This is a genomic window from Actinomycetospora sp. 2LY8.5 (genome assembly GCF_057180585.1).
Window position 1 is genome coordinate 16,294 of record NZ_JBXUHE010000021.1, and the last position, 22,974, is coordinate 39,267.

At 74.3% G+C, this 22,974-nt stretch carries 21 protein-coding genes; 12 read left to right on the plus strand and 9 right to left on the minus strand.

Features of this window, described 5'->3' with window-relative positions; genetic code table 11:
- Positions 1-150: 150 nt before the first annotated feature.
- The 7 genes from AC2A1K_RS20905 to AC2A1K_RS20935 all read right to left on the minus strand — a co-directional run bounded on the left by AC2A1K_RS20905 (position 151) and on the right by AC2A1K_RS20935 (position 5,978).
- Positions 151-1,092 (minus strand): MBL fold metallo-hydrolase, encoded by a 942-nt coding sequence (locus AC2A1K_RS20905; RefSeq protein ID WP_483898250.1) that lies wholly within the window; start codon positions 1,090-1,092, stop codon positions 151-153.
- A complete protein-coding gene (locus AC2A1K_RS20910; protein WP_483898251.1) occupies positions 1,092-1,994 on the minus strand; it encodes a fumarylacetoacetate hydrolase family protein in 903 nt (300 codons plus the stop codon). Before AC2A1K_RS20910 ends, AC2A1K_RS20905 begins: the two co-directional genes overlap by 1 nt.
- A gap of 27 nt (positions 1,995-2,021) precedes the next feature.
- On the minus strand, positions 2,022-3,113 hold the full coding sequence (locus AC2A1K_RS20915; RefSeq protein WP_483898252.1) for a hypothetical protein: 1,092 nt from the start codon (positions 3,111-3,113) through the stop codon (positions 2,022-2,024).
- A gap of 113 nt (positions 3,114-3,226) precedes the next feature.
- On the minus strand, positions 3,227-4,093 hold the full coding sequence (locus tag AC2A1K_RS20920; RefSeq protein ID WP_483898253.1) for a LysR family transcriptional regulator: 867 nt from the start codon (positions 4,091-4,093) through the stop codon (positions 3,227-3,229).
- A gap of 63 nt (positions 4,094-4,156) precedes the next feature.
- Positions 4,157-4,516, minus strand: a complete 360-nt coding sequence (locus AC2A1K_RS20925; RefSeq protein ID WP_483898254.1) for a hypothetical protein — start codon at positions 4,514-4,516, stop codon at positions 4,157-4,159.
- The gene (locus AC2A1K_RS20930; protein ID WP_483898255.1) at positions 4,507-5,664 is read right to left on the minus strand and encodes a putative T7SS-secreted protein; all 1,158 of its coding nucleotides are present in this window, start codon (positions 5,662-5,664) and stop codon (positions 4,507-4,509) included. The genes AC2A1K_RS20925 and AC2A1K_RS20930 overlap by 10 nt, the downstream gene beginning before the upstream one ends.
- On the minus strand, positions 5,661-5,978 hold the full coding sequence (locus AC2A1K_RS20935; RefSeq protein WP_483898256.1) for a hypothetical protein: 318 nt from the start codon (positions 5,976-5,978) through the stop codon (positions 5,661-5,663). Before AC2A1K_RS20935 ends, AC2A1K_RS20930 begins: the two co-directional genes overlap by 4 nt.
- 94 nt (positions 5,979-6,072) lie before the next feature.
- On the opposite strand from AC2A1K_RS20935, the gene AC2A1K_RS20940 reads away from it, so the two are divergent.
- From AC2A1K_RS20940 to AC2A1K_RS20950, 3 genes are read left to right on the plus strand one after another with little or no spacing between them, the layout of a single operon-like run.
- Entirely contained in the window at positions 6,073-6,771 is a 699-nt protein-coding gene (locus tag AC2A1K_RS20940; protein WP_483898257.1) for an SDR family NAD(P)-dependent oxidoreductase, read from the plus strand.
- Between the two features lie 41 nt (positions 6,772-6,812).
- On the plus strand, positions 6,813-7,835 hold the full coding sequence (locus AC2A1K_RS20945) for an S-adenosylmethionine:tRNA ribosyltransferase-isomerase (RefSeq protein ID WP_483898258.1): 1,023 nt from the start codon (positions 6,813-6,815) through the stop codon (positions 7,833-7,835).
- A gap of 40 nt (positions 7,836-7,875) precedes the next feature.
- The gene (locus tag AC2A1K_RS20950; protein WP_483898259.1) at positions 7,876-8,658 is read left to right on the plus strand and encodes a MerR family transcriptional regulator; all 783 of its coding nucleotides are present in this window, start codon (positions 7,876-7,878) and stop codon (positions 8,656-8,658) included.
- On the opposite strand, the gene AC2A1K_RS20955 is transcribed toward AC2A1K_RS20950, so the two are convergent.
- The gene (locus AC2A1K_RS20955) at positions 8,649-9,296 is read right to left on the minus strand and encodes a VC0807 family protein (protein WP_483898260.1); all 648 of its coding nucleotides are present in this window, start codon (positions 9,294-9,296) and stop codon (positions 8,649-8,651) included. The genes AC2A1K_RS20950 and AC2A1K_RS20955 overlap by 10 nt on opposite strands.
- Before the next feature lie 132 nt (positions 9,297-9,428).
- Between AC2A1K_RS20955 and AC2A1K_RS20960 the strand changes: the two genes are divergently transcribed.
- The 6 genes from AC2A1K_RS20960 to AC2A1K_RS20985 all read left to right on the plus strand — a co-directional run bounded on the left by AC2A1K_RS20960 (position 9,429) and on the right by AC2A1K_RS20985 (position 13,360).
- Entirely contained in the window at positions 9,429-10,571 is a 1,143-nt protein-coding gene (locus AC2A1K_RS20960; RefSeq protein WP_483898261.1) for a sensor histidine kinase, read from the plus strand.
- Complete coding sequence (locus AC2A1K_RS20965) at positions 10,559-11,215, plus strand: response regulator (RefSeq protein WP_483898262.1); 657 nt, start codon at positions 10,559-10,561, stop codon at positions 11,213-11,215. The genes AC2A1K_RS20960 and AC2A1K_RS20965 overlap by 13 nt, the downstream gene beginning before the upstream one ends.
- Positions 11,216-11,437: 222 nt before the next feature.
- The gene (locus tag AC2A1K_RS20970; protein WP_483898263.1) at positions 11,438-11,770 is read left to right on the plus strand and encodes a hypothetical protein; all 333 of its coding nucleotides are present in this window, start codon (positions 11,438-11,440) and stop codon (positions 11,768-11,770) included.
- Positions 11,771-11,811: 41 nt separating this feature from the next.
- Complete coding sequence (locus AC2A1K_RS20975; RefSeq protein ID WP_483898264.1) at positions 11,812-12,339, plus strand: DUF3558 domain-containing protein; 528 nt, start codon at positions 11,812-11,814, stop codon at positions 12,337-12,339.
- 116 nt (positions 12,340-12,455) lie between these two features.
- On the plus strand, positions 12,456-12,797 hold the full coding sequence (locus tag AC2A1K_RS20980) for a hypothetical protein (protein WP_483898265.1): 342 nt from the start codon (positions 12,456-12,458) through the stop codon (positions 12,795-12,797).
- The gene (locus tag AC2A1K_RS20985; RefSeq protein ID WP_483898266.1) at positions 12,794-13,360 is read left to right on the plus strand and encodes a DUF3558 family protein; all 567 of its coding nucleotides are present in this window, start codon (positions 12,794-12,796) and stop codon (positions 13,358-13,360) included. The genes AC2A1K_RS20980 and AC2A1K_RS20985 overlap by 4 nt, the downstream gene beginning before the upstream one ends.
- A gap of 43 nt (positions 13,361-13,403) precedes the next feature.
- Here AC2A1K_RS20985 and AC2A1K_RS20990 read toward each other — a convergent pair whose 3' ends face one another.
- On the minus strand, positions 13,404-14,342 hold the full coding sequence (locus AC2A1K_RS20990; RefSeq protein WP_483898267.1) for a zinc-binding dehydrogenase: 939 nt from the start codon (positions 14,340-14,342) through the stop codon (positions 13,404-13,406).
- Between the two features lie 122 nt (positions 14,343-14,464).
- Here AC2A1K_RS20990 and recC point away from each other — a divergent pair, with 122 nt between their 5' ends.
- From recC to recD, 3 genes are read left to right on the plus strand one after another with little or no spacing between them, the layout of a single operon-like run.
- Positions 14,465-17,683: an exodeoxyribonuclease V subunit gamma gene (gene recC, locus AC2A1K_RS20995; protein ID WP_483898268.1), complete on the plus strand. Its 3,219-nt coding sequence runs from the start codon at positions 14,465-14,467 to the stop codon at positions 17,681-17,683.
- Entirely contained in the window at positions 17,680-21,081 is a 3,402-nt protein-coding gene (locus AC2A1K_RS21000; RefSeq protein WP_483898269.1) for a UvrD-helicase domain-containing protein, read from the plus strand. The genes recC and AC2A1K_RS21000 overlap by 4 nt, the downstream gene beginning before the upstream one ends.
- Positions 21,078-22,934 (plus strand): exodeoxyribonuclease V subunit alpha, encoded by a 1,857-nt coding sequence (gene recD / locus AC2A1K_RS21005; protein ID WP_483898270.1) that lies wholly within the window; start codon positions 21,078-21,080, stop codon positions 22,932-22,934. Before AC2A1K_RS21000 ends, recD begins: the two co-directional genes overlap by 4 nt.
- Positions 22,935-22,974: the final 40 nt, after the last annotated feature.

Sequence of the window (22,974 nt, forward strand, 5' to 3'; positions counted from 1 at the left end):
GCTCACCGAGCCGATCTCACGGCAGGCTGGCATGGACCCGGTGCGGACACTCGCTGTCCGGATGGGCCGACGCGGGGATCGAGCAGAGCAGGAACGTGAGCGTGAGGGCGGGCTGTTGAGCAAGTCCGTTGCGCGCGCGAAGCGTTTCGCTCAGGCGAAGCAGGTCAGCGGGCCGCCGTGGTAGGTGACCATGTCGTCCAGCGCCCCGAACACGTCGATCTGCCCGCCGCGCTCCAGCCCGTCGAGCTCGGCGTAGGCGCGGTGCAGGTTGCCGACGATGCGTTCCGCGTCGGGCCAGTCGGTGAAGCGCCCGAGGTCGGTGTCGCGGGCGGCCTGCAGCGGGGTGACGCCCGCGGCGCGGCCGCGCTCGGCGACGTCGAGGACGAAGCGCAGGTAGTCCAGCGTCGCGTCGAGCGGGGCGCGGTCGTGGAAGACCGGGCCGTGGCCGGGCACCGTCGTCTGCGCGCCGAGCGGGGCGATGACGTTCTCGAGCACGTCGATCGCTCCGGTCACCGAGCCCATGAGCAGGAACGGCGTGCCGCCGTTGAAGATCAGATCGCCGCAGAAGAGCGTCGAGCGGTCGGGGAACCAGACGATCGAGTCGTTGGTGGTGTGGGCCGGGGTGCCGACGTACAGGACGTCGCCGCGCAGGTCACCGGCGTGCACGGCGACGCGGTCGGTGTAGGTCACGAACGGCGGGTCGAGGGGCAGCTCGCCCCACTCCGGGTTGTGCCAGTAGGGCAGCTCGCGGGCCGGGCCGAACGCGATCGCCTCGGAGCGCGTCCGCTCATGCGCGATGATCGCGGCACCGCCGAAGAGCGCGTTCCCGAAGGTGTGGTCGCCATGGTGGTGGGTGTTCACCAACGTGCGCACGGGCCGGTCGGTGACCGACGCGATCGTGTCGAGGAACGCGCGCGTGCGCCGCTCGGTCGAGCACGCGTCGACGGCGATCACGCCCTGCGCGCCGACCACGAAGCCGGTGTTGTTGATCCACCACGTGCCGTCGGGCTGCACGTAGGCGTGGATGCCGTCGGAGACCTCCTCGCACCGCGGCGGACCGGGCACGGTGATGTCGTCGGTACGCGAGCTCATCACGCCTCCTTCAGGGCGATCGGCGCAGGACCTGGGACGATCAAGGCGTCGATGGCGCCGAGGCCCTCGGTCTCGAGGTGGACGCGGTCGCCGGGCTGCAGCCACGGGTAGGCGTCGCTGCCGTGGACGCGGGAGAGCTCGAGCAGGCAGCCGGTGCCGACCGTGCCCGAGCCGATGAGGTCGCCCGGCACGACCCGGGTGCCGCGCGATGCGTAGGCGATCATCTGGGCGAAGCTCCAGTACAGGGCGTCGAGGCGCCCGGCGCTGCACGGGCGGCCGTTCACCGAGGCCGCCATGGCCGCCGTCGCCACGAGCTCGTCCGGCGTGACCATCCACGGCCCGCAGCTCGAGGCGAAGTCCTTGCCCTTGGCCGGGCCGAGGTTGAGCTTCATCTCGGTGCCCTGCAGGTCGCGGGCGCTCCAGTCGCAGAACAGCACGTAGCCCGCGATGTGGCCCGCGGCGTCGGCCGGGGAGACGTCACGCCCCTCCCGGCCGATCACCGCCGCGACCTCGAGCTCGTAGTCCAGCGCCCGGCTGCCCGGCGGCACCGGGATGTCGTCGTGCGGGCCGCGCAGCGACGACGGGTTCGTGAAGTAGAAGCACGGCTGCTCGTACCAGAGCGGGTCCACGCTCAGCCCGATCGCGGCGCTCGCGGTGACGACGTGCTCCTCGAACGCCATGAAGTCGCGGATCGACGGCGACCGGGGGACCGGCGGCAGGAGGGCGACGGTGCCGGGGTCCACCCCCGGCTGCGCCGCCGCCTCCTCCGCCGCGGTCGCCAGCCGCTCGCGCGCGATGAGCTCGAGCAGGGACGACGTCCCCGGGACGGGGTGGATCCGCTCGCCCCGCCAGAGGCCGACCTGCTCGTCCCCGTCCGGCGTCCGGTACGTGCTCCAGCGCAACGGTGCTCCTCCTCGTCGGTGAAAGGCTCAGGCGAACTCGGCGCGCAGCTGCTCCGCGGCGATGGTCATCGACTCGAGCTTGGCGCGCGCGAGCGGGCGTGGCAGGGAGAACATGCCGCAGTCGGTCGTCAGGTGCACGCGCTCGGCCGGCACGTGCTCGAGGGCCTTGCGGACACCGGAGATGATGTGCTCCGGAGTCTCGACGACGAGGCGCTTGATGTCGATGACGCCGATGCCGATGCCCTTGTCGCTGGGGTAGCGCGACCAGAGCGCGAAGTCGTCGTCGGGGAAGAGGGTCTCGGCGAAGGCGTACTCGACGGCGTCGACCTGCAGCTCGTCGGCGACCAGCTCGTGGAAGCCGGCGTAGGGCGTGATGCCGATCTGCGCTCCGCTGCCGAGGTGGCAGATGTGGAACACCCGCAACGCGTCGACGCCGTCGAGGGCGCGGTTCAGGGTGTCGAGGACCAGCTGGTAGTCCTCGGGCGCGTGCAGGGTGAAGCCGACGTCGTCGACCTGCAGCACCTCGACGCCGGCGGCGACGGCGTCCTTGAACTCGGCGTTGTAGGCGTCGGCGAGGTCGTTGTAGAGGGCCTTCTTGTCGTTGTAGTGGCGGTCGGTGAGCCAACCACCGAGGTTGGTCGGACCCATGCCGCTGCAGAACTTGACGGTGCGGGGGCTGACCCGCCGGGCGGCGTTCCACAGGTCGGCGAGGTGCATCGTGCCCCGGCCGACGGGGCCGTCGACGGCGACCTCGTTCCACGTGCCGGCGAACGCGGCGGTGCCCTCGCGACCCAGCATCGAGGTCAGGTGGTTCTGCTCGGGCTCCACGGTGATGCCGTCGAGGTGGTACGCCGGGTAGAGCAGGAAGGACGAGATGAAGCCCTCGTGGCGGTCGTACCAGAGGTGGCCGTCGGTGGGCAGGTCGAGGCCGACGTCGATCTGATCGCCGATCATGGCGCGCACGCCGTCGCTGTAGGCCTCGGCGAAGTCACCGCGGCGCATCGCCACGCGGATGTCCTCGCCGCCGAGGTCGAAGGTGTTCCACTTCGGCCGCGGGTAGGAGCCCACCGCGGTCGTCGGGAACAGGTGGCCGAAGTGGTCGCTGAGTCGGCGGGCCATGGCAGGCCTCCCACGTCTCTGTCAGAGGGTCTGTCGGGATCGTCGGGCTCACCGTGGCGTGTCGAGAGGCCCCGATCACGTGCCGGTTCGGTTGCGATCCGGGCTTGACAGGATCAGGTCACGAGCAGGTCGGCGGCCTGGCGGAACGCCATCGCGGTGCGCGAGTGGTCGTCGGCGCGCGTGGCCACCGAGACCTGGGCCGCCTCGCCCGCGAGCGGCACGAAGCTCACGTCGGGGCGGGCGAAGAAGCGCCGGGCGAGCTCGCCGTGGACGCCGAGCATCCCCGAGGTGGCGACGGCGGCGGGGATCGCGGCCGGCGTGCGCACGACCGGGCTGCGTCGCGACGCCTGCCCGGTGAACCCGGCCCAGGCGCCGAGCCCCGGGTGCCGGCCGGCGGGTGCCACCCACGCATGGCCCTCGACGTCGTCCTCGGTGAGGTGCGCGGCGTCGGCGAGCGGCGAGGCGGCGGGCACGACGGCGACCCGCGCGGTGCTGAACAGCCGGTCGAGGCGCACGCCCTCCACCGGCCCGACGTCGTGGATGACGGCGACGTCCACGTCTCCGTCGCGCACGGCCTCGTACTGGGTGTCCCAGTCCAGCTCGATGTGCACGAGCTCGCGTCCGGGCAGCTGGGCGCGGACGAGATCGCGCAGGTCCGGCCACTTGTCGGCGGCACCGAACCCGAGGATCCCGACCCGGACCACCGCGTCGTCGGGGGCGGGCGAGGCGTCACGGACGGCGGCGGCGAGGTCGTCGACGCGAGCCAGCACCTCGCGGGCCTGTTCGACCAGACGGGCGCCCACGGGCGTGAGGTCGACCCGCCGGCTCGTGCGGTCGAACAGGCGCGCGCCGACCTCCTTCTCCAGGGCGCGGACATGCCGGCCGAAGGCCTGCGGAGCGATGTAGTGACGCTCCGCCGCCTTCCGGAAGTGCCGCTCCTCCGCGAGCGTGACCACATAGCGGAGTGCCCGTATGTCCATGCCTGACCGCCCTGGCTCCGTGACCGGCGACGCTACTGCGCCACGGGGGGCGGGAGGAACGTGTCAGCGGTTGCGGGCAGCCTCGATGGACAGAGCGATCTCCGTGCCGGCGGGGGTGTTCTCCATCCAGCAGATGTCGCCGGGCCGGAGCTCCCTCTCCGGATCCCACCACTCGCGCCGGAGTCGCTGCATCGCCGCGGCGGGCTCGAGGTCCCAGGGCTGGAACTCCTCGCCGAGGGCACCGAGGCGGGCCAGCTCGTTGTCGACGAGCACCGTGAGCGCGCCCAGCGTCGCTTCGCGGATCTCTGCCGCCGACCCCGGCTCGACGAGGCTCACCGCCCACCGCGCTTCGTCGAGGCTGATCCAGTCGTCGATCCCTCGAAGGAGGAGCTTCGCGGCCGTGTCGTGTTCGGTCAGTTCCACGGCAGGTGGACCTTCCATCGTTCTCCGCCCGGCAGTCTCGCGTCCATGGTGGTGCCTCCCGATTGCGACTGGCCCCGCAGTCCGATCTCCGTACCGTCGGGGAGACGGACTGCCCGTCCCGGGTACGTGTTCCAGTTCACCGGCGTCCCCTCCGCGGCGAGCTCTTCGTACAGATCCTCGATCTCCTGCTCGGTGGCAAGGGTCCGCACGCCGGGGTTCCTGCCCTCCGTCCCGACGGTCGGGATCCTCGATGCCGGAGGGATCGGCGCATCCTCCTCGGCGTCCGCGTCGGTCGCGACGGTGAAGGGCGCGACGCGGTCGTCGGTGACGGCGTGCCGGACCGTGTCGGCGGCGCCGACGCCCGCGATGGCCGCGCCCGTGGCGACGCCGGCCGCGGAGAGCGCTCCGGACGGGGCGCCCACCGGGGCGCCGACACCGGTGGCGGTGACGGCGGCCGACCCGGCCACGCCCACGGCGCCGACACCCGCGAGCGCGCCGCCGCCGAGCATCGCCGCCACGTTCGCGGGGTGGTGGAGCAGAGCGTTGCCGAGGGACGCGCTCGCGTTGCCGAGCCCCGCCGCGACCGCGCCGGCTCCGGCGGCCAGCTCGCCCCAGAACCCCGGCGCCGCCGGCGCGGCGGCACACGCGGCGGTGACGACCCCGGCCGAGCGGTCTCCCGACTCGCGCACGTGGCGGCGTGCATCCGCGAGCAACGCCTGCGCATCGGTGCGCGCCGCGTCGCCGGGATCGACGAACGGGACCGGCGCGGCGCCGGCGGCGAGCGCCTGGTCGTACTGCGTGCGTGCGGTCGCCGACGCCGTCCGTGCCTCCTGCCAACGTGCGACCGCCTCGCCCGCGCGGCCCCGCGCCCACTCCACCGCCTCGGCGTGCGCGTCGACGACCCCGGCGGCGTCGCCGAAGGCCGTCGCGGCGTCCTGCCACCGCCGCGGTGCCGGGGCGAACGCCGCGCGGAACCCGTCCGCGGCGGGCCCCGACCAACCCTCCGGCGTGCCCATACGACCCAGCCCGGCCGCGGCGTCGCCGAGCATCCGCGCGTAGCGGCGGTAGGTCTCGCCGGCGGTGCGCAGCACGACGGGGTTGCCCGGGACGAGCGCCGCCGGGTCGTCGGTGACACCCAGTTCCGTCACGAACCACCGCCCGGATCGGGCCCGGTTCCGCGCAGCAGGCCGTCGAGCCCGCGGGCGGCGCCGGTGTCGGTGCGGCGGTAGCCGGCCTCGGCGGCGTCTAGCCGGTCGGCGGCGGCGCGGCCGTCCTCGGCGAGGGCCTCGACGCCGCGCTGCCAGCGCGCCGCGAATTCGGACAGGGCCGCCCCGAGCCGGTCGTGCCCGGCCGCGGTGCCGACGCCGTCGATCTCCTGCGCCCCGACCTGGTCGACCGTGGCGCGCACCCCCTGGGCGGCGCGGTGCAGCGCGTCGAGATCCACCGCGTAGCCACCGACCATGGTCGGAGGCTGGCACGCGCGGATCGGCCACGGGTGCGGTTTCGCAGGATCGACGCTTGACCTCAACGTTCGTCGAGGTCGCACCGTCGGGCACATGACCGAACAGCAGCCCACCGCCCTCATCACCGGCGCGTCGCGCGGACTCGGGCGCGCGCTTGCGGCCGACCTCGCGGACGACGGCTGGCGGGTGATCGTCGACGCCCGCCACGGCGACCAGCTCGCCGACGCCGTCGCCGGCCTGCCCGGTGTGATCGACGTGCCGGGCGACGTCACCGATCCCGCGCACCGCACCGCGCTCGCGGAGGCCGCCGACGACATCGGCGGCCTCGACCTCCTCGTCCTCAATGCGAGCCTGCTCGGGCCGAGCCCGCAGCCGGAGCTCGCCGACTACCCGCTCGACGTCCTCGAGCAGGTCTACCGCGTCAACGTCCTCGCCCCGCTCGGCCTGGTCCAGGCGCTGCGCGCGCTGCTGCGACCGGGAGCGCGCGTCCTCGCGATCACGTCCGACGCCGGTGCCGAAGCCATGGCCGGGTGGGGCGGGTACGGCAGCTCGAAGGCCGCGCTCGAGCACCTCGGCGCCGTGCTCGCCGTCGAGAACCCGCAGTGGCGCGTGCACGTCGTCGACCCCGGCGACATGCGCACCGTGATGCACCAGGAGGCCTTCCCGGGCGAGGACATCAGCGACCGTCCCGAGCCCGGGACCGTCGTCCCCGCCCTGCGCGTGCTGATCGACGGCGACCTCCCGAGCGGCCGCCACCGCGCCGCCGACCTGACCCCGGTGGTGACGTCGTGAGCCTCGTCGATAGTCGAGCTCCGCGGAGCCCCGTCTCGGCCGTGCCGCTGACCCGGTTCGTCCTCCCGCCCGGCGCCGAGGCCCACGAACCACCGGAGCACCGCGGGCTCGCGCGCGACGGGGTGCGCCTGCTCGTGGCGCGCTCCGGGGCCGTCGAGCACCGGCGGTTCGACGAGCTCGCCGAGGTCCTCGACCCCGGTGACCTGCTCGTCGTCAACACCTCCGCGACGCTTCCGGCCGCCCTCGACGTCCGTCACCACGACGGGCGAGCGATGACCCTGCACGTCGCGACCGCGCTCGACGACGGCGACTGGGTGGTCGAGCCGCGGCGTCCGGACGGCCCCGAGACCGACGTCGCCGCCGGCGACCGGCTCGGACCGCCCGGGCTCGTCCTCACGCTCGTGGCGCCCTACCCCGACGACCTCGCGCCGCGACGGCTGTGGCGGGCGCGCCCGTGGCCACCGGTCGGGCTGGCCGGCTACCTCGCGACCTACGGGCGCCCGATCGCGTACGGACACCTCGCCGGCCGGTTCCCGCTCGCCGACCACCAGACCGTCTACGCCACCGTGCCGGGCAGCGCGGAGATGCCGAGCGCGGGCCGCCCCCTCTCGGAGCGGCTGCTCGTGCGGCTGATGGCGCGCGGGATCACCGTCGCGCCGCTGGTGCTGCACGCCGGGGTGTCGAGTCCCGAGAAGCACGAGCCGCCGACGCCCGAGCCCTACGCGGTCCCGACGGCGACGGCGCGGCTGGTGAACTCGGCGCGCGAGGCCGGGTCGCGGGTCGTCGCCGTCGGGACGACGGTCGTCCGCGCGCTGGAGACGGTCGCGGCGCCCGACGGGACCGTGTCCCCGGGACACGGGTGGACCGACCTCGTCCTCGGCGCCCAGCGCCCCGCCCGCACGATCACCGGCCTGATCTCCGGGCTCCACGAGCCCGAGGCCAGCCACCTCGCCCTGCTCGAGGCCGTCGCCGGTCCGGCGCTGGTCGGGGAGACGTACGCGGCCGCGGTCGCCGCGCGCTACCTGTGGCACGAGTTCGGCGACTCCACCCTCCTGCTCCCCTAGCCTTGACCCTCACGCGACGGAAGGGCCGAGGGTGGTTCCCATGACCGAGACGGCAGCGGGGACGACCCAGTGGACGGTGGGCCAGGTGGCCGAGCGTTCCGGGCTGACGGTCCGGACCCTGCACCACTACGACGAGATCGGGCTGCTGCGCCCGAGTCGTCGCAGTGCGGCGGGGTACCGGCTGTACGGCCAGGACGATCTGGTGCGCCTGCAGCACGTGGTCGTCTACCGCCGGCTCGGGTTCTCGCTCGAGGAGGTCGCCGTCCTCCTCGACGACCCCGACGCCGACGTCGCCGCGCACCTGCGCCGGCAGCGGGCCGAGGTCATGTCCCGGCTGGACGAGCTCGCCGAGCTCGTCACGGCCATCGACCGAGCCCTGGAGGCAGAAGTGTCCGGAATCCAGCTCACGCCCGACGAGCAGCGGGAGCTGTTCGGTGAGGGCTTCACGGAGGAGTACCAGCAGGAGGCGCAGGAGCGCTGGGGTGACACCGAGGCGTGGCGCCAGTCGCAGCAGCGCACGGCGCAGTACACGAAGGCCGACTGGCAGTCGATCAAGGCTGAGACGGATGACGTCAACGCCCGGTTCGTCGCCGCGCTGCAGGCCGGCGAACCGGCCGACGGCGAGCGCGCCATGGACGTCGCGGAGGCCCACCGTCGGCACATCACGCGGTGGTTCTACGACTGTTCGCCCGAGCTGCACGCCTGCATCTCCGTCAACTACGTCGCCGACGAGCGGTTCACGAAGACCTACGAGGACCTCGCGTCCGGGTTGGCGCAGTACGTCCACGACGCCGTCCACGCCAACGCGGCGCGTCAGGACTGACAGCTCGGGGCCGCCGCGGTGACGTGGCGGCCCCGACGCGGGAACAGCACCGGCCAGTAGCCCGCGCGGCGGAGCAGGACGTGGGTCGGCACCTGCAACAGGACGATGCTCACGACGTGGAGCGCCGCACCGAGCGCCGGGACCAGCGGCACCGGCAGCGCGTAGGCCATCACCACGCGCAGGGCGCTGTCCACGAGCCCGACCGCACCCCACGCCGCCGTGATCGACCGCCAGACGCGGCGGAACGCGGCGTCGGAGATCCACAGGCGCTCCATGAGCTCGGCGCGACGCGGGAGCAGGGTCTGCGTGGCGGTGAAGCAGAACGGTCGCCCGCGCACCAGGGTCGCGAGCATCCAGAGCCCCAGCGGCGCGCTGATCCACGCGTCGCGGGCGAGCAGCTCGCGGGGGCCGCCCGCGACGAGGGCGGACGCGAGCCCGAGGACCAGGGCGATCAGCGCGAGAACCGCGATCGGGGGGAGCCGCCGGTCGCGGAGGCCGGCCACGACGAGATGGATCAGTGGCGGGAGGGCGCTCGCGGTCAGCGCGACGAGGTCGTCCACGCCGAGGGCGTGCAGGGCGTAGTACACGACCAGCGGGCCGGCGATGTCGAGCAGGACGGTCAGCACGGCGGGCCTCATGGAGGCGAGCGTCGCTCTCCGGAGCGCTCTCGCGCCTCGGACGCGGGGACGCGGTGGATGGCCGGAGGTCGAGGCCGGCGTGGACTTCGGTCGGATGTGTCCCCCCGAGCGGCCCACCTAGTGTCCTGTCCCGTGGAACAGACGTGCCCGCCCGACCGGCGCGAACTGCGGCGGGCCGGATGGATCACCGGGGCGGTGGTGCTGGTCCTCGGCGGCCTGACCCTGGTCAGCCGGACGGACACGCGCGCGTCGACCCTTGCGACGGCCGTCGACGCCGGCGCCACGCTCGTCGCCGTCGCCCTGGTGCCGCTGCTCGTGCGGCGGCCCGTGGCCGGGGCGCTGGCGATGGCCGTGCTCGCCGCGTTCTCGCCCGCGGCGACCCCGGCGGCGACGATCGGCGTGCTGCGGGTGGCGACGGTCCGGCCGCTGGCGACGGCGGCGTGGGTCGGCGCGATCGGGGTGGTCGCCCACGCGGTCCAGGGCCTCGTCCGCCCGATCCCCGGGTTGCCCTACGGCTGGCTGCTGGTGATCGACGTCGTCACCCACGCCGCCCTCATCGCCTGGGGCGCCCTGGTGCGGATGCGGGACGCGGCGCGCGTCGAGCAGCGGCAGCGCGCGGAGCAGGAGCAGGCCGAGCGGATCGCCGCGGCCCGCCGGCACGAGCGCGCCACGATCGCCCGCGAGATGCACGACGTGCTCGGTCACCGGCTCTCCCTGGTCGCCGCGTCGGCCGGTGCCCTGGAGTACCGGCCCGACGCGCCGGCCGAGCAGATCGCGCGCGCGGCCGGCGTCGTCCGGGCCGGGGCGCACCAGGCGTTGGAGGAGCTGCGGGAGGTGATCGGGGTGCTGCGCGCCGACGAGCTGGGCGACATGGCCGGCGACGCGCCCCCGCAACCGACCGCGGCGGACCTCCCGGCGCTGGTCGAGGAGTCGCGGCAGGCGGGGGCGGCCGTCTCGGTGGAGGACTCCACGGACGGCGACGTGCCCGAGACCCTCGGGCGCACCGCCTACCGGATCGTCCAGGAAGGCCTGACCAACGCGCGCAAGCACGCGCCCGGCACCCCGGTGCGGGTGGTCGTGGCGGGGTCGGCGGGCGACGTGCTGCGGGTCGAGGTGCGCAACCGGACGCCGATCGGCTCCCCGGCGCCGGACGGCCGTGGGACGGGGCTCGTCGGGCTGGCCGAACGCGCCGCGTCGGTCGGTGGCCGCCTCGAGCACGGGCCGACCGGCGACGGCGACTTCCGCCTGCTCGCGGAACTACCGTGGCCGGCGTGACCGAGATCCGCGTCCTCGTGGTCGACGACGACGCCCTGGTGCGCGGTGCCTTGACGATGATGCTCGACGGCGCGGACGGCATCCGCGTCGCCGGTGCGGCCACCGACGGCGACGAGGTGCCGGCCCTCGTCGAGGCCCACGCCCCGCACGTGGTGCTGATGGACCTGCGGATGCCCCGCGTCGGCGGGCTCGCGGCGACGAGGAAGGTGCGCGAGCGCCCCGATCCGCCCGAGGTCGTCGTGCTGACGACCTTCGACAGCGACGAGAACGTCCTGCACGCCCTGCGCGCGGGCGCCAGCGGCTTCCTGCTCAAGGACACCCCGCCCGCCCAGATCGTCGAGGCCGTCCAGCGGGTGGCGGCGGGCGAGCCGATGTTGTCGCCGACGGTCACCCGGCGGCTCATGGAGCAGGCCGGCGCCGACGTGAGGGACCGGGAGCGCGCCCGCGAGGCGCTGCGGTCCCTGAGCGAGCGGGAGTACGACGTCGCGGTCGCCATCGCCCGCGGGCGCTCGAACGCCGAGATCGCCTCCGAGGCGTACATGAGCCTGTCGACGGTCAAGGCGCACGTGTCGCACGTGCTCGCCAAGCTCGGTCTCGAGAACCGCACCCAGATCGCGCTGCTGGTCCACGACGCGGAGCGGTGAGCGCGAGGGACGCGTCCCGCAGGTCCGCGCACCTGTTGATCATGCGGGACGTGCCGGTCGTCTCCGGCTCGTACGCCTACGGGCGCCGAGCCCGCCGAGATCACGGTTTCGTTGCCATACCCCACAGAGATCGTCACCGAGTTGGCGATCTTCGCCGATCCGCACCCGCGAGGGGCTCCTCGTCGCTAGCGTGATCCGGAGTGAGGGGGAGGTGCTGACGTCGTGACCCAACCGGTGCCCGTCGGAGGGGGATCGTTCGAGGTCGACATCACCCGCGCGCCTGAAGCGATCCGGGAGCTGGAGCAGGCCAAGGCCGAGCTCGAGAGCATCAAGCGCGATGCGTTCTATCTCGGCCAGATGACCCCACCGACGAGCGACCTCGTCACGATGGACGCTGCTCGAGCACTCGGAGACAAGGCGGCGGTCGGACCCGCATCGTTTGTCAGTTCCCTGACCCAGGGAATCGAGGAGATCACACGAATGATCGAGGCGCTCCGTATCGGCTTCGCCGAGTACGAGCGGAGCGACGCCGACGCCTCGTCAGAGTTGTCGTAGCCGTGGTTGCTCTTCGAGTCGTCGCTCTCATCCTGTTACTCGTGGTCGCCGCATGCGCTCCGACCGGAACGCGCGCCGATCCACACGCACCAGAGGGCCGTTTCGGAGCGCCTCTGCCGTCCGCTCCGCGCGACGTCCGCACGCTTTCGGAAGATCCTTGCGGCGCTCTCGACCAGCGTCAGTGGCAGGAACTGGGTTTTCGTCCGAACGGCGAGGCTGTCGTACTCCCCACCGGCGAGCATTCCTGCGAATGGCGAGGGCCGGACGGCTCCCCCTACGTCAACATTGGGGTCGCCCCCGACCGCGACATCCTTGCCGACACCTATCGGGTTCGTCAGTTGGCTGTCTTCCGACCGGCGACGATCATGGGTTTGCCCGCCACCATCGAGCAGACCGCCGACGAGTCGATCTCCTGCAACGTCACTGTGGGAACCGCGCAGGACCAAGGCTTCCTCATCATCTACGACGCGGACTTGGGCGGGGACGGTCTCCCCGCCGATCCCTGTGGGCGCGCGAACGGCATCGCCGAGCGGATCGTCGCCGCGCTCCCGCCCCTCCCCAGCAAGTAGCTCCCTGCACCCGACCCCAGGACACGGGCCCCTAGTTTGCGATCTTCGCCGATCCGCACCCCCGAGGGGCTCGTCGTCGCTAGCGTGATCCGGCGTGAGGGGGAGGTGGTGACGTCGTGACCCAACCGGTACCCGTCGGCGGCGGATCGTTCGAGGTCGACATCACCCGCGCGCCCGAAGCGATCCGGGAGTTGGAGACCGCACGCGGCGAACTCGAGGACATCAAGAAGGAGATCGCTGTCCTGGGTCGCGTCAACGCGCCCACCAGCGACTTGGTCAGCATCGACGCGGCACAAGTGCTGAGCGGCAAGGCGGTCGGTGGCCCCGATTCGTTCATGGATGCGGTCAACGCAGGCATCAATGAGATCACTCGACTCATCGAGGCCCTACAGATCGGGTTCGCTGAGTACGAGCGGGCCGATCAGGATGCGCGGTCCGCGCTCCGTCGGACGCCATGAGATGGCGTGCGGTGGTTCTTCTGCTTCTCCTCGCGTTGGCCGGTTGTAGCCAGTCGTCCTCGCCTGCGTCACCGCCTCCCGACCAGCGCTTCGGAGCCCCCGAGATCCTGGCGTCGCGGGACGTTCGCCCCTTCGCTACCGACCCCTGCGCCGGTCCCCTCCAGGCCACCGACTGGGAAGCGCTGGGGTTCTCGGCGACCGGCGAGCTCGAGGCCCTGACTGCCGGTGAGAATTCGTGTGATCGGGAGGGCCCCGGGCGGAGCAGGCACGTGGCCTTGATCGTCGCGGGAGCTCGGGACGTTCTCGTGGAGACGTACCGGACGCGGCTTTTCACGATCTTCCAGCCGACTCAGGTGGGCGGGTTGCCAGCAGTGGTCGAGCAGAATTCCAAGCAGGACGTTGCGTGCACTGTGTCTGTCGGAACCGCACAGGACCAAGGATTCGTTCTCAACTACTCCGAGTACAGGCTTGGTCCTGACGGCCAGCCGCAGGACCCGTGCGGTCGCGCCCAGCGAGTCGCCGAGCGGATCGTCGCCGCGCTTCCCCCGCTCCCCGGCAAGTAGGTCGCCCGACCCGTGTCCCCGGGACACGGGTCGGCCGGTCCCCTCACGGCACCAGCAGCGTCTTCCCGAGCGTTGCGCGCGCCGCGATCGCCGCGTGCGCGTCCGCCGCACGCGAGAGCGGGAACGTCTGCCCGATCACCGGCGCGTACCGGCCGGACGCGGCGTCGGCGAGGGTCTGCTCCACCCACACGCGTCGCTGGGCGCGATCCGGTCGCGGCATGTCGGCCAGGCCGACCACGGTGATGCCGCGACGTTCCGCCGATGCGGGATCGGGCGACGCGAACTCGCCGCCCGCCGTCCCGTACGAGACGAACCGGCCACCGTCGGCGACCAGCGAGAACGCTGCCCGCCCCAGCGCACCGCCGGCCCCGTCGAGCACGGTGTCGACCGGCGCCACCTCCGAGGTCCACGACGGCGACCCGTAGTCCACGACCTGCGCCGCCCCGAGCGAGCGCACCAGATCGGTCTTTGCCGAGCCCCGTGCCGCGCCGACGACCTCGACCCCCCGTCGCACGAGCTCCTGCACCAGCAGCACCCCGGCACCACCGGCCGCCGCGGCCACGAGGACCCTCCGCCCGGAGACGGAGGAGAGCAACGACTGCAACGTCGGCCCGTCGTGCAGCAGCGCCACGGCCTGCTGCTCGGTCAGCGCATCGGGCACCGGGATCAGCTCCGACTCCGCCACGACGGCACGTGACGCGTAGCCGCCGACCGGGATCTCGACGCCGTCCACGTTCTGTTTGGTGTCCGCGACGACGCGCTGCCCGTCGACGCTCCCGACCACCCCGCTGCCCGGCACGTACGGCGGGCGGACCGGGAAGTAGCCGTCGCCCCAGCCCGACCGCAGCAGCGTGTCCAGGAACATCACGTCGGCGGCCGTCACCACGACCACCGCCTCGCCCGGCCCGGGCGACGGATCCGCGACGATCGCGGGCCGCAGCACCTCGGGTCCACCGAATCTCTCGACCTGCACCACATCCATGGGTCCGAGGCTCGACGCTCAAGGGCGGTCGAGGTCAAGAGAGCGACACGGGTCCCCGGCGGCCGGCGCCGTCGGACTCCTCGTCTAGCGTCGGCGACACCGGGAGAGGGGGAGGTGCGGGCGTGCTCCACGTGCACCGGGCCGAGCGGGCCGACCGGCTCGTCGAGGCCCTGGCCGACGTGCTCGCCGACCCGCTGGACGACCCCTTCGAGCCCGAGCTCGTCGCCGTGCCCACCCGCGGGATCGAGCGCTGGCTCGCCCAGCGCCTGGCCCACCGGCTGGGGGTCACGGCCGGCGACGACGGGGTGTGCGCCAACGTCGTCTTCCCCTCGCCGGCCGAGGTCGTCGCGCGCGTGCTCGCCGTCCCCGACGACGACCCCTGGCGGCCCGAGCGCCTGGTCTGGCCGCTGCTCGAGACCATCGACGACTGCGCCGAGGAACCCTGGTGCGCCCCGCTCGGCACGTTCCTCGGCGTCGTCGGCGACACCACCGGCACGCGGCGCGGGCGACGGTTCGCCGCGGCGCGCCACCTCGCGCGTCTCTTCACCCGTTACGCCGACCACCGCCCCGCCCTGGTCCGGGCCTGGGCGGCGGGCGACGACGCCGGGACACCCGACGACCTGCGCTGGCAGCCCGAGCTGTGGCGCCGGCTGCGCGCCCGGCTCCACGCCGCGAGCCCGGCCGAGACCGTCGCGGACATCGAGGCACCGGAAGGCTTCCCGGAACGCCTCTCCCTCTTCGGCGCCACCCGCCTCTCGGACACCGAGCTGAGCGTCCTCGACGCCCTCGCCGTCGACCACGACGTCCACCTCTGGCTGCCGCACCCGTCGCCGGCGCTCTGGATGCATCTCGAGGGCCGGGAGGCCGGCCGTCGCGCCGACGACACGAGTGCGCAGAGCGTTGCCCACCCCCTGCTCGCCAGCCTCGGCCGGGACGTCCGCGAGCTGCAGCTGCGCCTCTCCCGCCTGAACCGCACCGACCACCACCACGAGACCGCGGACGCGACGACCACGCTCCTCGCCCGCCTCCAGGACGACCTGCGCCACGACCGCGCGCCGTCCGGGCAACCCGCCACCGACGACGGCAGCATCCGCATCCACCGCTGCCACGGGCCGGACCGCCAGGTCGAGGTGCTGCGCGAGACGATCCTCGGCCTGCTGCGCGCCGACCCGACGCTCGAGCCGCGCGACGTGATCGTCCTGTGCCCCGACATCGAGACGTTCGCGCCGCTGGTCACCGCCTGCTTCGGGTCGAGCGACGGCGAGGAGGCCGCGCACCCGGGCCACCGGCTGCGGGTCCGGCTCGCCGACCGCTCGCTGCGCGAGGTCAACCCGCTCTTCGGCACGCTCGCGACGTTGCTCGACCTCGCCGACGCGCGCGTCACGGCGTCCCAGTTGCTCGACCTCGCCGAGTCCGACCCGGTGCGGCGGCGCTTCCGCTTCGACGACGAGGACCTGCCGCGCCTGCGCGAGCTGGCCGAACGCTCCGGGGTCCGCTGGGGCCTCGACGCCCCTCATCGCAAGGCGTTCTCCCTCGAGCGCTTCCCCGACAACACCTGGTCGCAGGGTCTCGACCGGCTGCTGGTCGGCGTGGCCATGTCCGCCGACGGCGGCGACTGGCTGGGCGACGCGCTGCCGCTGGACGAGGTCGACTCGGGCGACGTGGAGCGGGTCGGGCGCCTGGGCGAGCTGGCCGACCGGGTCGGCGCGGTGATCGAGGGTCTGCGCGGCGAGAAGCCCCTCACGGCGTGGATCGACGCGCTGCGCCTCGGGCTCGACGGGCTCACCGCGACGGTGCCCGCCGACGCCTGGCAGTTAGCGCAGGCGCGCGGCGAGCTCACCGCGGTGCTCGAGAGCGCCCCGCACGACCCCGACATGACGCTGCACGACGTCCGCGCGGTGCTCGCCGACCGCCTCGCCGGACGCCCCACACGCGCCAACTTCCGCACCGGCACGCTCACCGTCGCGACGCTGATGCCGATGCGCTCGGTGCCGCACCGGGTCGTGTGCCTGCTCGGCATGGACGACCAGGTCTTCCCCCGCGAGACACGCGCGGACGGGGACGACGTCCTGGCCCGCGACCCCCGCGTCGGCGAGCGCGACCCCGCCGCGGAGGACCGTCAGCTGCTGCTCGACGCGATCGTCGCCGCCACCGACCACCTCGTCGTCGTCCACTCCGGCGCCGACGAGCGCACCGGCGCCGACCGTCCGCCGGCGGTCCCGATCGGCGAGCTCCTCGACACCCTCGACGCGAGCTTCGACTTCGGCGACGACGTGCGCGCCCGCGACCACCTCACCCGGCGCAACCCGCTCCAGCCGTTCGACGTCGACGACTTCGACGCGAGCGCCCCCTTCTCCTTCGACGGCGCCGCCCTCGCCGGCACCCGGGCGCTGCGCCGCGAACGCACCGCGCTCGACCCGTTCCTGCCCGGCCCGCTGCCCGCCCGGCCGCGCGAGACCCTCGACCTCGAGGACCTGGCCCGATTCGTCGAGCACCCGGTGCGCGCGTTCCTGCGCCAGCGCCTCGGGGTCTTCGCGCGCGGCGAGGAGGAGCAGGTCGTCGAGGCGGTGCCGGTCGAGCCCGACGGTCTGGCCCGCTGGGCGATCGGCGAGCGCCTGCTGCGCGACCGTCTCGCCGGGCGTGACGTCGCCGCTTGCATCGCCGGCGAGCGCCGGCGCGGGGAGCTGCCGCCGGGCCCGCTCGGCGACAAGCTCGTCCGCGACATCGGGAGCCAGGCCGAGCCGCTCGCCCGGGCCGTCGACGAGCTCCGGCAGACCGCCGCGACCGACGTCGACATCACCACCGACGCGCTGGTGGGGTCGGTCGGCGGAGTGCACGACTCGACGCTGGTGACGGTGACGTTCTCGCGGCTCGGCCCCAAGCAGCGCCTGCGCGCGTGGGTCGGCCTGCTCGCCCTCACCGCGGCACACCCCGACCGGCCGTGGCGCGCGGTCACGGTCGGGCGCGCCGGGAAGGACCCGGTGGCGATCTCCACGCTCGGCCCGCTCGAGCCCGAGGTCGCGCAGAAGGTCCTCGCCGACCTGCTCGCCCTGCACGCCGACGGGATGGTCGAGCCGCTGCCGCTGATGTGCAAGACGTCCGAGGCCTACGCCCAGGCGCGCGCCACGAAGGGCGACGTCGCCGCCATGAACCGCGCCCGCGACCGGTGGACCGACCGCTTCGGCGCCGAGCAGGACGACCCCGCGCACGTCCTGGTGTGGGGACGCCGGCGCTCCCTCGACGACCTCGTCGGCCCCGCGGACGGGGACGCGCCGAGCCGCTTCGCCGGGCTCGCGACGCGGCTGTGGACCCCGATCCGCGACGCGGAGGACCTCCGGTGACCGCGACCGTCGAGGCGCCCACGTCGTTCGACGTCTGCGGGCCGCTGCCCACCGGCACCACGGTGCTGGAGGCCAGCGCCGGCACCGGCAAGACGTACACGGTCGCCGCGCTCGCGGCTCGCTACGTCGCCGAGGGCCACGCGACGCTGCCGCAGGTCATGCTCGTGACCTTCGGGCGCGAGGCCACCCGCGAGCTGCGTGAACGCGTCCGCGAGCGTTTCGTGCGCACCGAGCGGGGGCTGGCCGACCCGGAGGCGGCGCGGGCGGGCGACGACCCTGTCACGAGGTTGGTGGCGGAGGCCGACGACGACGTCGTCACGGAACGCCGCGCCCGGCTGACCGCGGCCCTCGCCGGCTTCGACGCCGCCACGATCGCGACCACCCACCAGTTCTGCCAGGACATGCTCACCGGGCTGGGCATCGTCGGCGACACCGATCCCGACGGCACGTTCGTCGAGCGCATCGACGACGTGGTCACCGAGGTCGTCGATGACTTCTACCTGCGCAAGTACGCGATCCCCGGGGCGCCCGCGCCCGACTTCGACCGCAGGACGGCGCTGGAGATCGGCCGGACCGTCGTGGGCGACCCGTCGGCGGCGATCGCGCCGGAACAGGACCTGCCGGGCGCCGCCGGTGCGCGCGCGTCGTTCGCGCGGGCCGTGCGCCAGGAGGTCGAGAAGCGCAAGCGCCGGCGGCGGCTGTTCACGTTCGACGACATGCTCACCCGGCTGCGCAACGCGCTCGTCGACCCCCGGCTCGGCCCGGCGGCGTGCGCGCGGCTGCGCGACCGGTTCTCGGTGGTGCTGGTCGACGAGTTCCAGGACACCGACCCCATCCAGTGGGAGATCCTGCGCGTGGCGTTCCACGGGCACAGCGCGCTGACCTTCATCGGCGACCCCAAGCAGGCGATCTACGCCTTCCGCGGCGCCGACGTCGTCAGCTACCTGCAGGCCGTCGAGTCGGCGGGCACCAAGTCCGGGCTGGCCACCAACTGGCGCAGCGACGCGCCGCTGGTCCGCGCGCTCGACACGATCTTCAACCGCGCGGCGCTCGGCGACGAGAAGATCGTCGTGCCGCCGGTGGCGTCCGCGCACCCCGACCGGCGGCTCGTCGGGGCCCCGCGGCCGGCCCCGTTCCGGCTGCGCGTGCTGCCCCGCGAGGGCCTGCGCAGCACGTGGAAGAGCAGCCTTCCGATCGTCGGGGGCGCGCGCGAGAAGGTCGCCGCCGACCTCGCCTCCGACATCGCGGAGCTCGTCGCCGCCGACTCCCGCTGGGAGGAGTCCGGGCGCGCCGATCCGACGCTCGGGCCCGGCGACGTCGCCGTGCTGGTACGCACGAACGCCAACGCGAACCTCGTGCGCGAGGCCCTCACTGCGGTGGGCGTCCCGTCCGTGCTCGCGGGCGCGACCAGCGTGTTCGCCACCGAGAGCGCCGAGGAGTGGCTGACGCTCCTCGAGGCCGTCGAGCAGCCCGGGCGCCCGGCCCGGGTCCGGGCCGCCGCGCTCACGGTGTTCCTCGGCCACGCCGCGGCGGACCTCGACGCGCACGCCGACGTCGTGCTGCCCGAGGTCGGCGCCGCGCTGCGGCGCTGGGGCGCGGTGCTGCACGACCGCGGGGTCGCGGCGTTCCTCGAGGCGGTGGCGGCCGAGACGGGGCTCGCGGCGCGGGTGCTCGCCCGCGTCGACGGCGAGCGGCGCATCACCGACGTCCGGCACATCGGCCAGGTCCTGCACGCGGCCGCCGTCGAGTCACGGCTCGGTGTCGTCGCGCTCGTCGAGTGGCTGCGGGCGCGCATGGCCGAGGCGGCGGCCGGCACCGGGGAGCTGCGGCCCGAGCGCAGCCGGCGTCTCGAGTCCGACGCCAGCGCGGTCCAGGTGCTCACGATCCACAAGTGCAAGGGCCTCGAGTTCCCCGTGGTGTACGTGCCGTTCGGGTGGGACCGGTGGGTCTCCGACGAGCCGACGGTCGTCACCCATCACGACGAGGCCGGGAAGCGGGTGCGCGCGGTCGGCGGTGACACCGACCCGGCCTGGCGCGACCACGTGACCGCCGCCCGCGAGGAGGACGACGGCGAGGACCTGCGGCTGCTCTACGTCGCGCTGACCCGCGCCCAGGGCCAGGTCGTGTGCTGGTGGGCGCCCTCGACGACCACCAAGCCCTCTGCGGTCCACCGCCTGTTCGTCGGCCGACCCGCGCCGGGCACCAGCCCGGACCGCGCGTACCCGGTGTGGGAGGACGAGCGGGTCCTCGCGCACCTCGAGTCGCTGGCGAGCGACGACGTCGCCGTCGAGCGCGTCGAGCCCCGCAAGGCCGTCCCCTACGTCCCGGCCGCCGGCAGCGCCCACGCGCTCGCCGCCGCCCCGTTCGACCGCCCGCTCGACCTGGCCTGGCGCCGCTCGTCGTACTCCTCGCTCACCGCGGGCGCCCACGGGCCGGGCCCGGTCGGCAGCGAGCCCGAGGAACGCCGGCTCGCCGACGAGGCCGACCCCGACGATTCCGCCACCCCCGCCCCGCCGCCGCCGGCCGACGAGCTGGGAGGCCTCGAGGCCGTGCCCTCGCCGATGGCCGACCTCCCCGTCGGCGCGGCCTTCGGCACGCTCGTCCACTCGGTGCTCGAGACGGTCGACACCGGGTCCGGCGACCTCCACCGCGCGCTGCTCGAGGCCGCCCGCGTCGAGCTCGGGCACCGGCCGCACGCCGAGGTCGACGCCGCGACGCTCGCCGACGCGCTGCTCCCGGTGATGCTCACGCCGCTGCCGGCCGGCGGTCCCGCGACGCTCGCCGACGTCGCCCCACCCGACCGGCTCGCCGAGCTCGACTTCGAGCTGCCGCTCGCCGGTGGCGACCGCACGCGGCCCGGTGCCGCGGCGGTGACGCTGTCCGCGGTGGCGGCGCTGCTGCACCGGCACCTGCCCGCCGACGACCCGCTCGCCGGCTACCCCGAGGCCCTCGACCATCCCGGCGCCCACGGCCTCGGCGAGCAGGTCCTGCGCGGTTACCTCACCGGCAGCATCGACGGCGTCCTCCGCGGGCCCGACGGGCGCTTCATCGTCGTCGACTACAAGACCAACTGGCTCGGTCCGGTCGGGCCGACGGGCCGCGCGCCGCTGACCGCCGCGCACTACGGGCCCACGTCGATGGCCACGGCCATGATCGCCGCGCACTATCCCCTGCAGGCGATTCTCTACGCGGTCGCGCTGCACCGCTTCCTGCGCTGGCGGTTGCGCGGCTACGACCCGCAGACCCACCTCGGCGGGGTCCTCTACCTGTTCCTGCGCGGGATGTGCGGCGCCGACACCCCGGTCGTCGACGGCACGACCTGCGGGGTGTTCGCGTGGAACCCGCCGCCGGCGCTGGTCGTGGAGCTCTCAGCGTTGCTGGACGGTGGCACGCGATGACCCTCGAGCTGACCGCCGAGGACGGCATCCGCTTCGCGACACGGGCCACCGGGCTGCTCGCCGCGTTCAACGCCCGCGGCGTCCTGGCCGCCACCGACGTGCACGTCGCCCGCCGGCTCGGACGGCTCGGCGGCGAAGGCGGTGAGAACGCAGAGCAGGTCCTGCTGGCCGCCGCGCTGGTCGTGCGGGCGCTGCGGGCGGGGTCGGTGTGCCTCGACCTCGCCGCCGTCGACCGGACCGTGCTGGCCGAGGGCGACGAGGTCGTCGACACCTCCGACCTCCCGTGGCCCGATCCGGCGCCGTGGACCGCGGCGTGCGCGGCGTCCGCGCTGACCGCCGGCGACGACGAGACGACGACCGGGCGCCCGTTGCGCCTGGTCGACGGGCTGCTCTACCTCGACCGCTACTGGCGCCAGGAGCAGCAGGTCCGCGACACGCTCGCGCAGCGGGCCGCCGCGCCGCCGCCGGACGTCGACGCCGACCGCCTGCGTGACGCGCTCGACCGCCTCCACCCCGCGAACCCCGATGCTCCCGACGACGCGCAGCGCCGGGCGGTCGCGGTCTGCACCCTGCGCTGGACCAGCGTGCTCGCCGGCGGTCCCGGCACCGGCAAGACGACCACCGTCGCCACGCTGCTCGCGGTCCTGCGCGACCAGGACCCGACCCTGCGGATCGCCCTCGCCGCGCCCACCGGCAAGGCGGCGGCCCGGATGCAGGAGGCGCTCGCCGAGGTCGATCTCCCCGACGCCGACCGCGCGCGCATCGCCGGGCTCTCGGCGTCGACGATCCACCGGCTGCTCGGCCCGATCCGTGGCTCGTCGCGGTTCCGCCACGACCGGCACCGGCACCTGCCCTTCGACGTGGTCGTGGTCGACGAGACCTCGATGGTGTCGCTGACGCTCATGGCCCGGCTGCTCGAGGCGGTCCGGCCCGACGCGCGCCTCGTGCTGGTCGGCGACCCGGACCAGCTCGCGTCGGTCGAGGCCGGCGCGGTGCTCGGCGACCTCGTCGCGGCTCCCGCGAGTCCCGAACCGGAGCTCGACCGGGCCCTCGACACCGTGGGCGCTCCGGGACCGCCCGTGCGCGGCGGGGTCACCGTTCTCGACCGGACCTGGCGGTTCCACGGCACGATCGCCCGACTCGCGGCGGCGATCCGCGAGGGCGACGCCGACGAGGCCGTGGCCGCGCTGCGCGCCGGCGAGCACGACGTCGTGTTCGTCGAGGACAGCGACCTGACCGCTCGCGACCCGGGCGGGCTGGGTGAGCTGCGCGCCGACGTCGTCGGCACGGCGGGCGAGACCGAGCTCGCCGCGCTCGACGGCGACGCGGCCCTCGCGCTCGAGCGACTCGACGAGCACCGCCTGCTGTGCGCGCACCGCCGCGGGCCGTACGGCGTGAGCCGGTGGGCCGCCGACGTCGAGCGCTGGCTGCTCGAGTCCGGGCCGGTCGCCGACCGCGACGAGGAGTGGTACCCGGGGCGCCCGCTGCTCGTGACCGCCAACGACCACGACCGCGGCATCTACAACGGCGACACGGGCGTGGTGATCGGGACGTCGCGCGGCCCGCGGGCGGCGTTCGCGCGCGGCGGCGCGCCGGTCGAGATCGCGCCGAGCCTGCTGGACGGGATCGCGACCGTGTACGCGATGACCGTCCACCGGGCGCAGGGCAGCCAGTTCGCGCGGGTGTCGGTGGTCCTCCCGCCCGCCGATTCGCCGCTGCTGACCCGCGAGCTGCTCTACACCGCGGTGACGCGCGCGCGGGTCCGCGTACGGCTCGTCGGCAGCGAGGACGCGGTCCGGGCCGCGATCGCCCGGCCGATCGGCCGCGCGTCGGGGCTGCGACGCCGACTGTGAGGTTGGCGCCGGTTTGACGTAGCGCCACCCGTATGGAGGA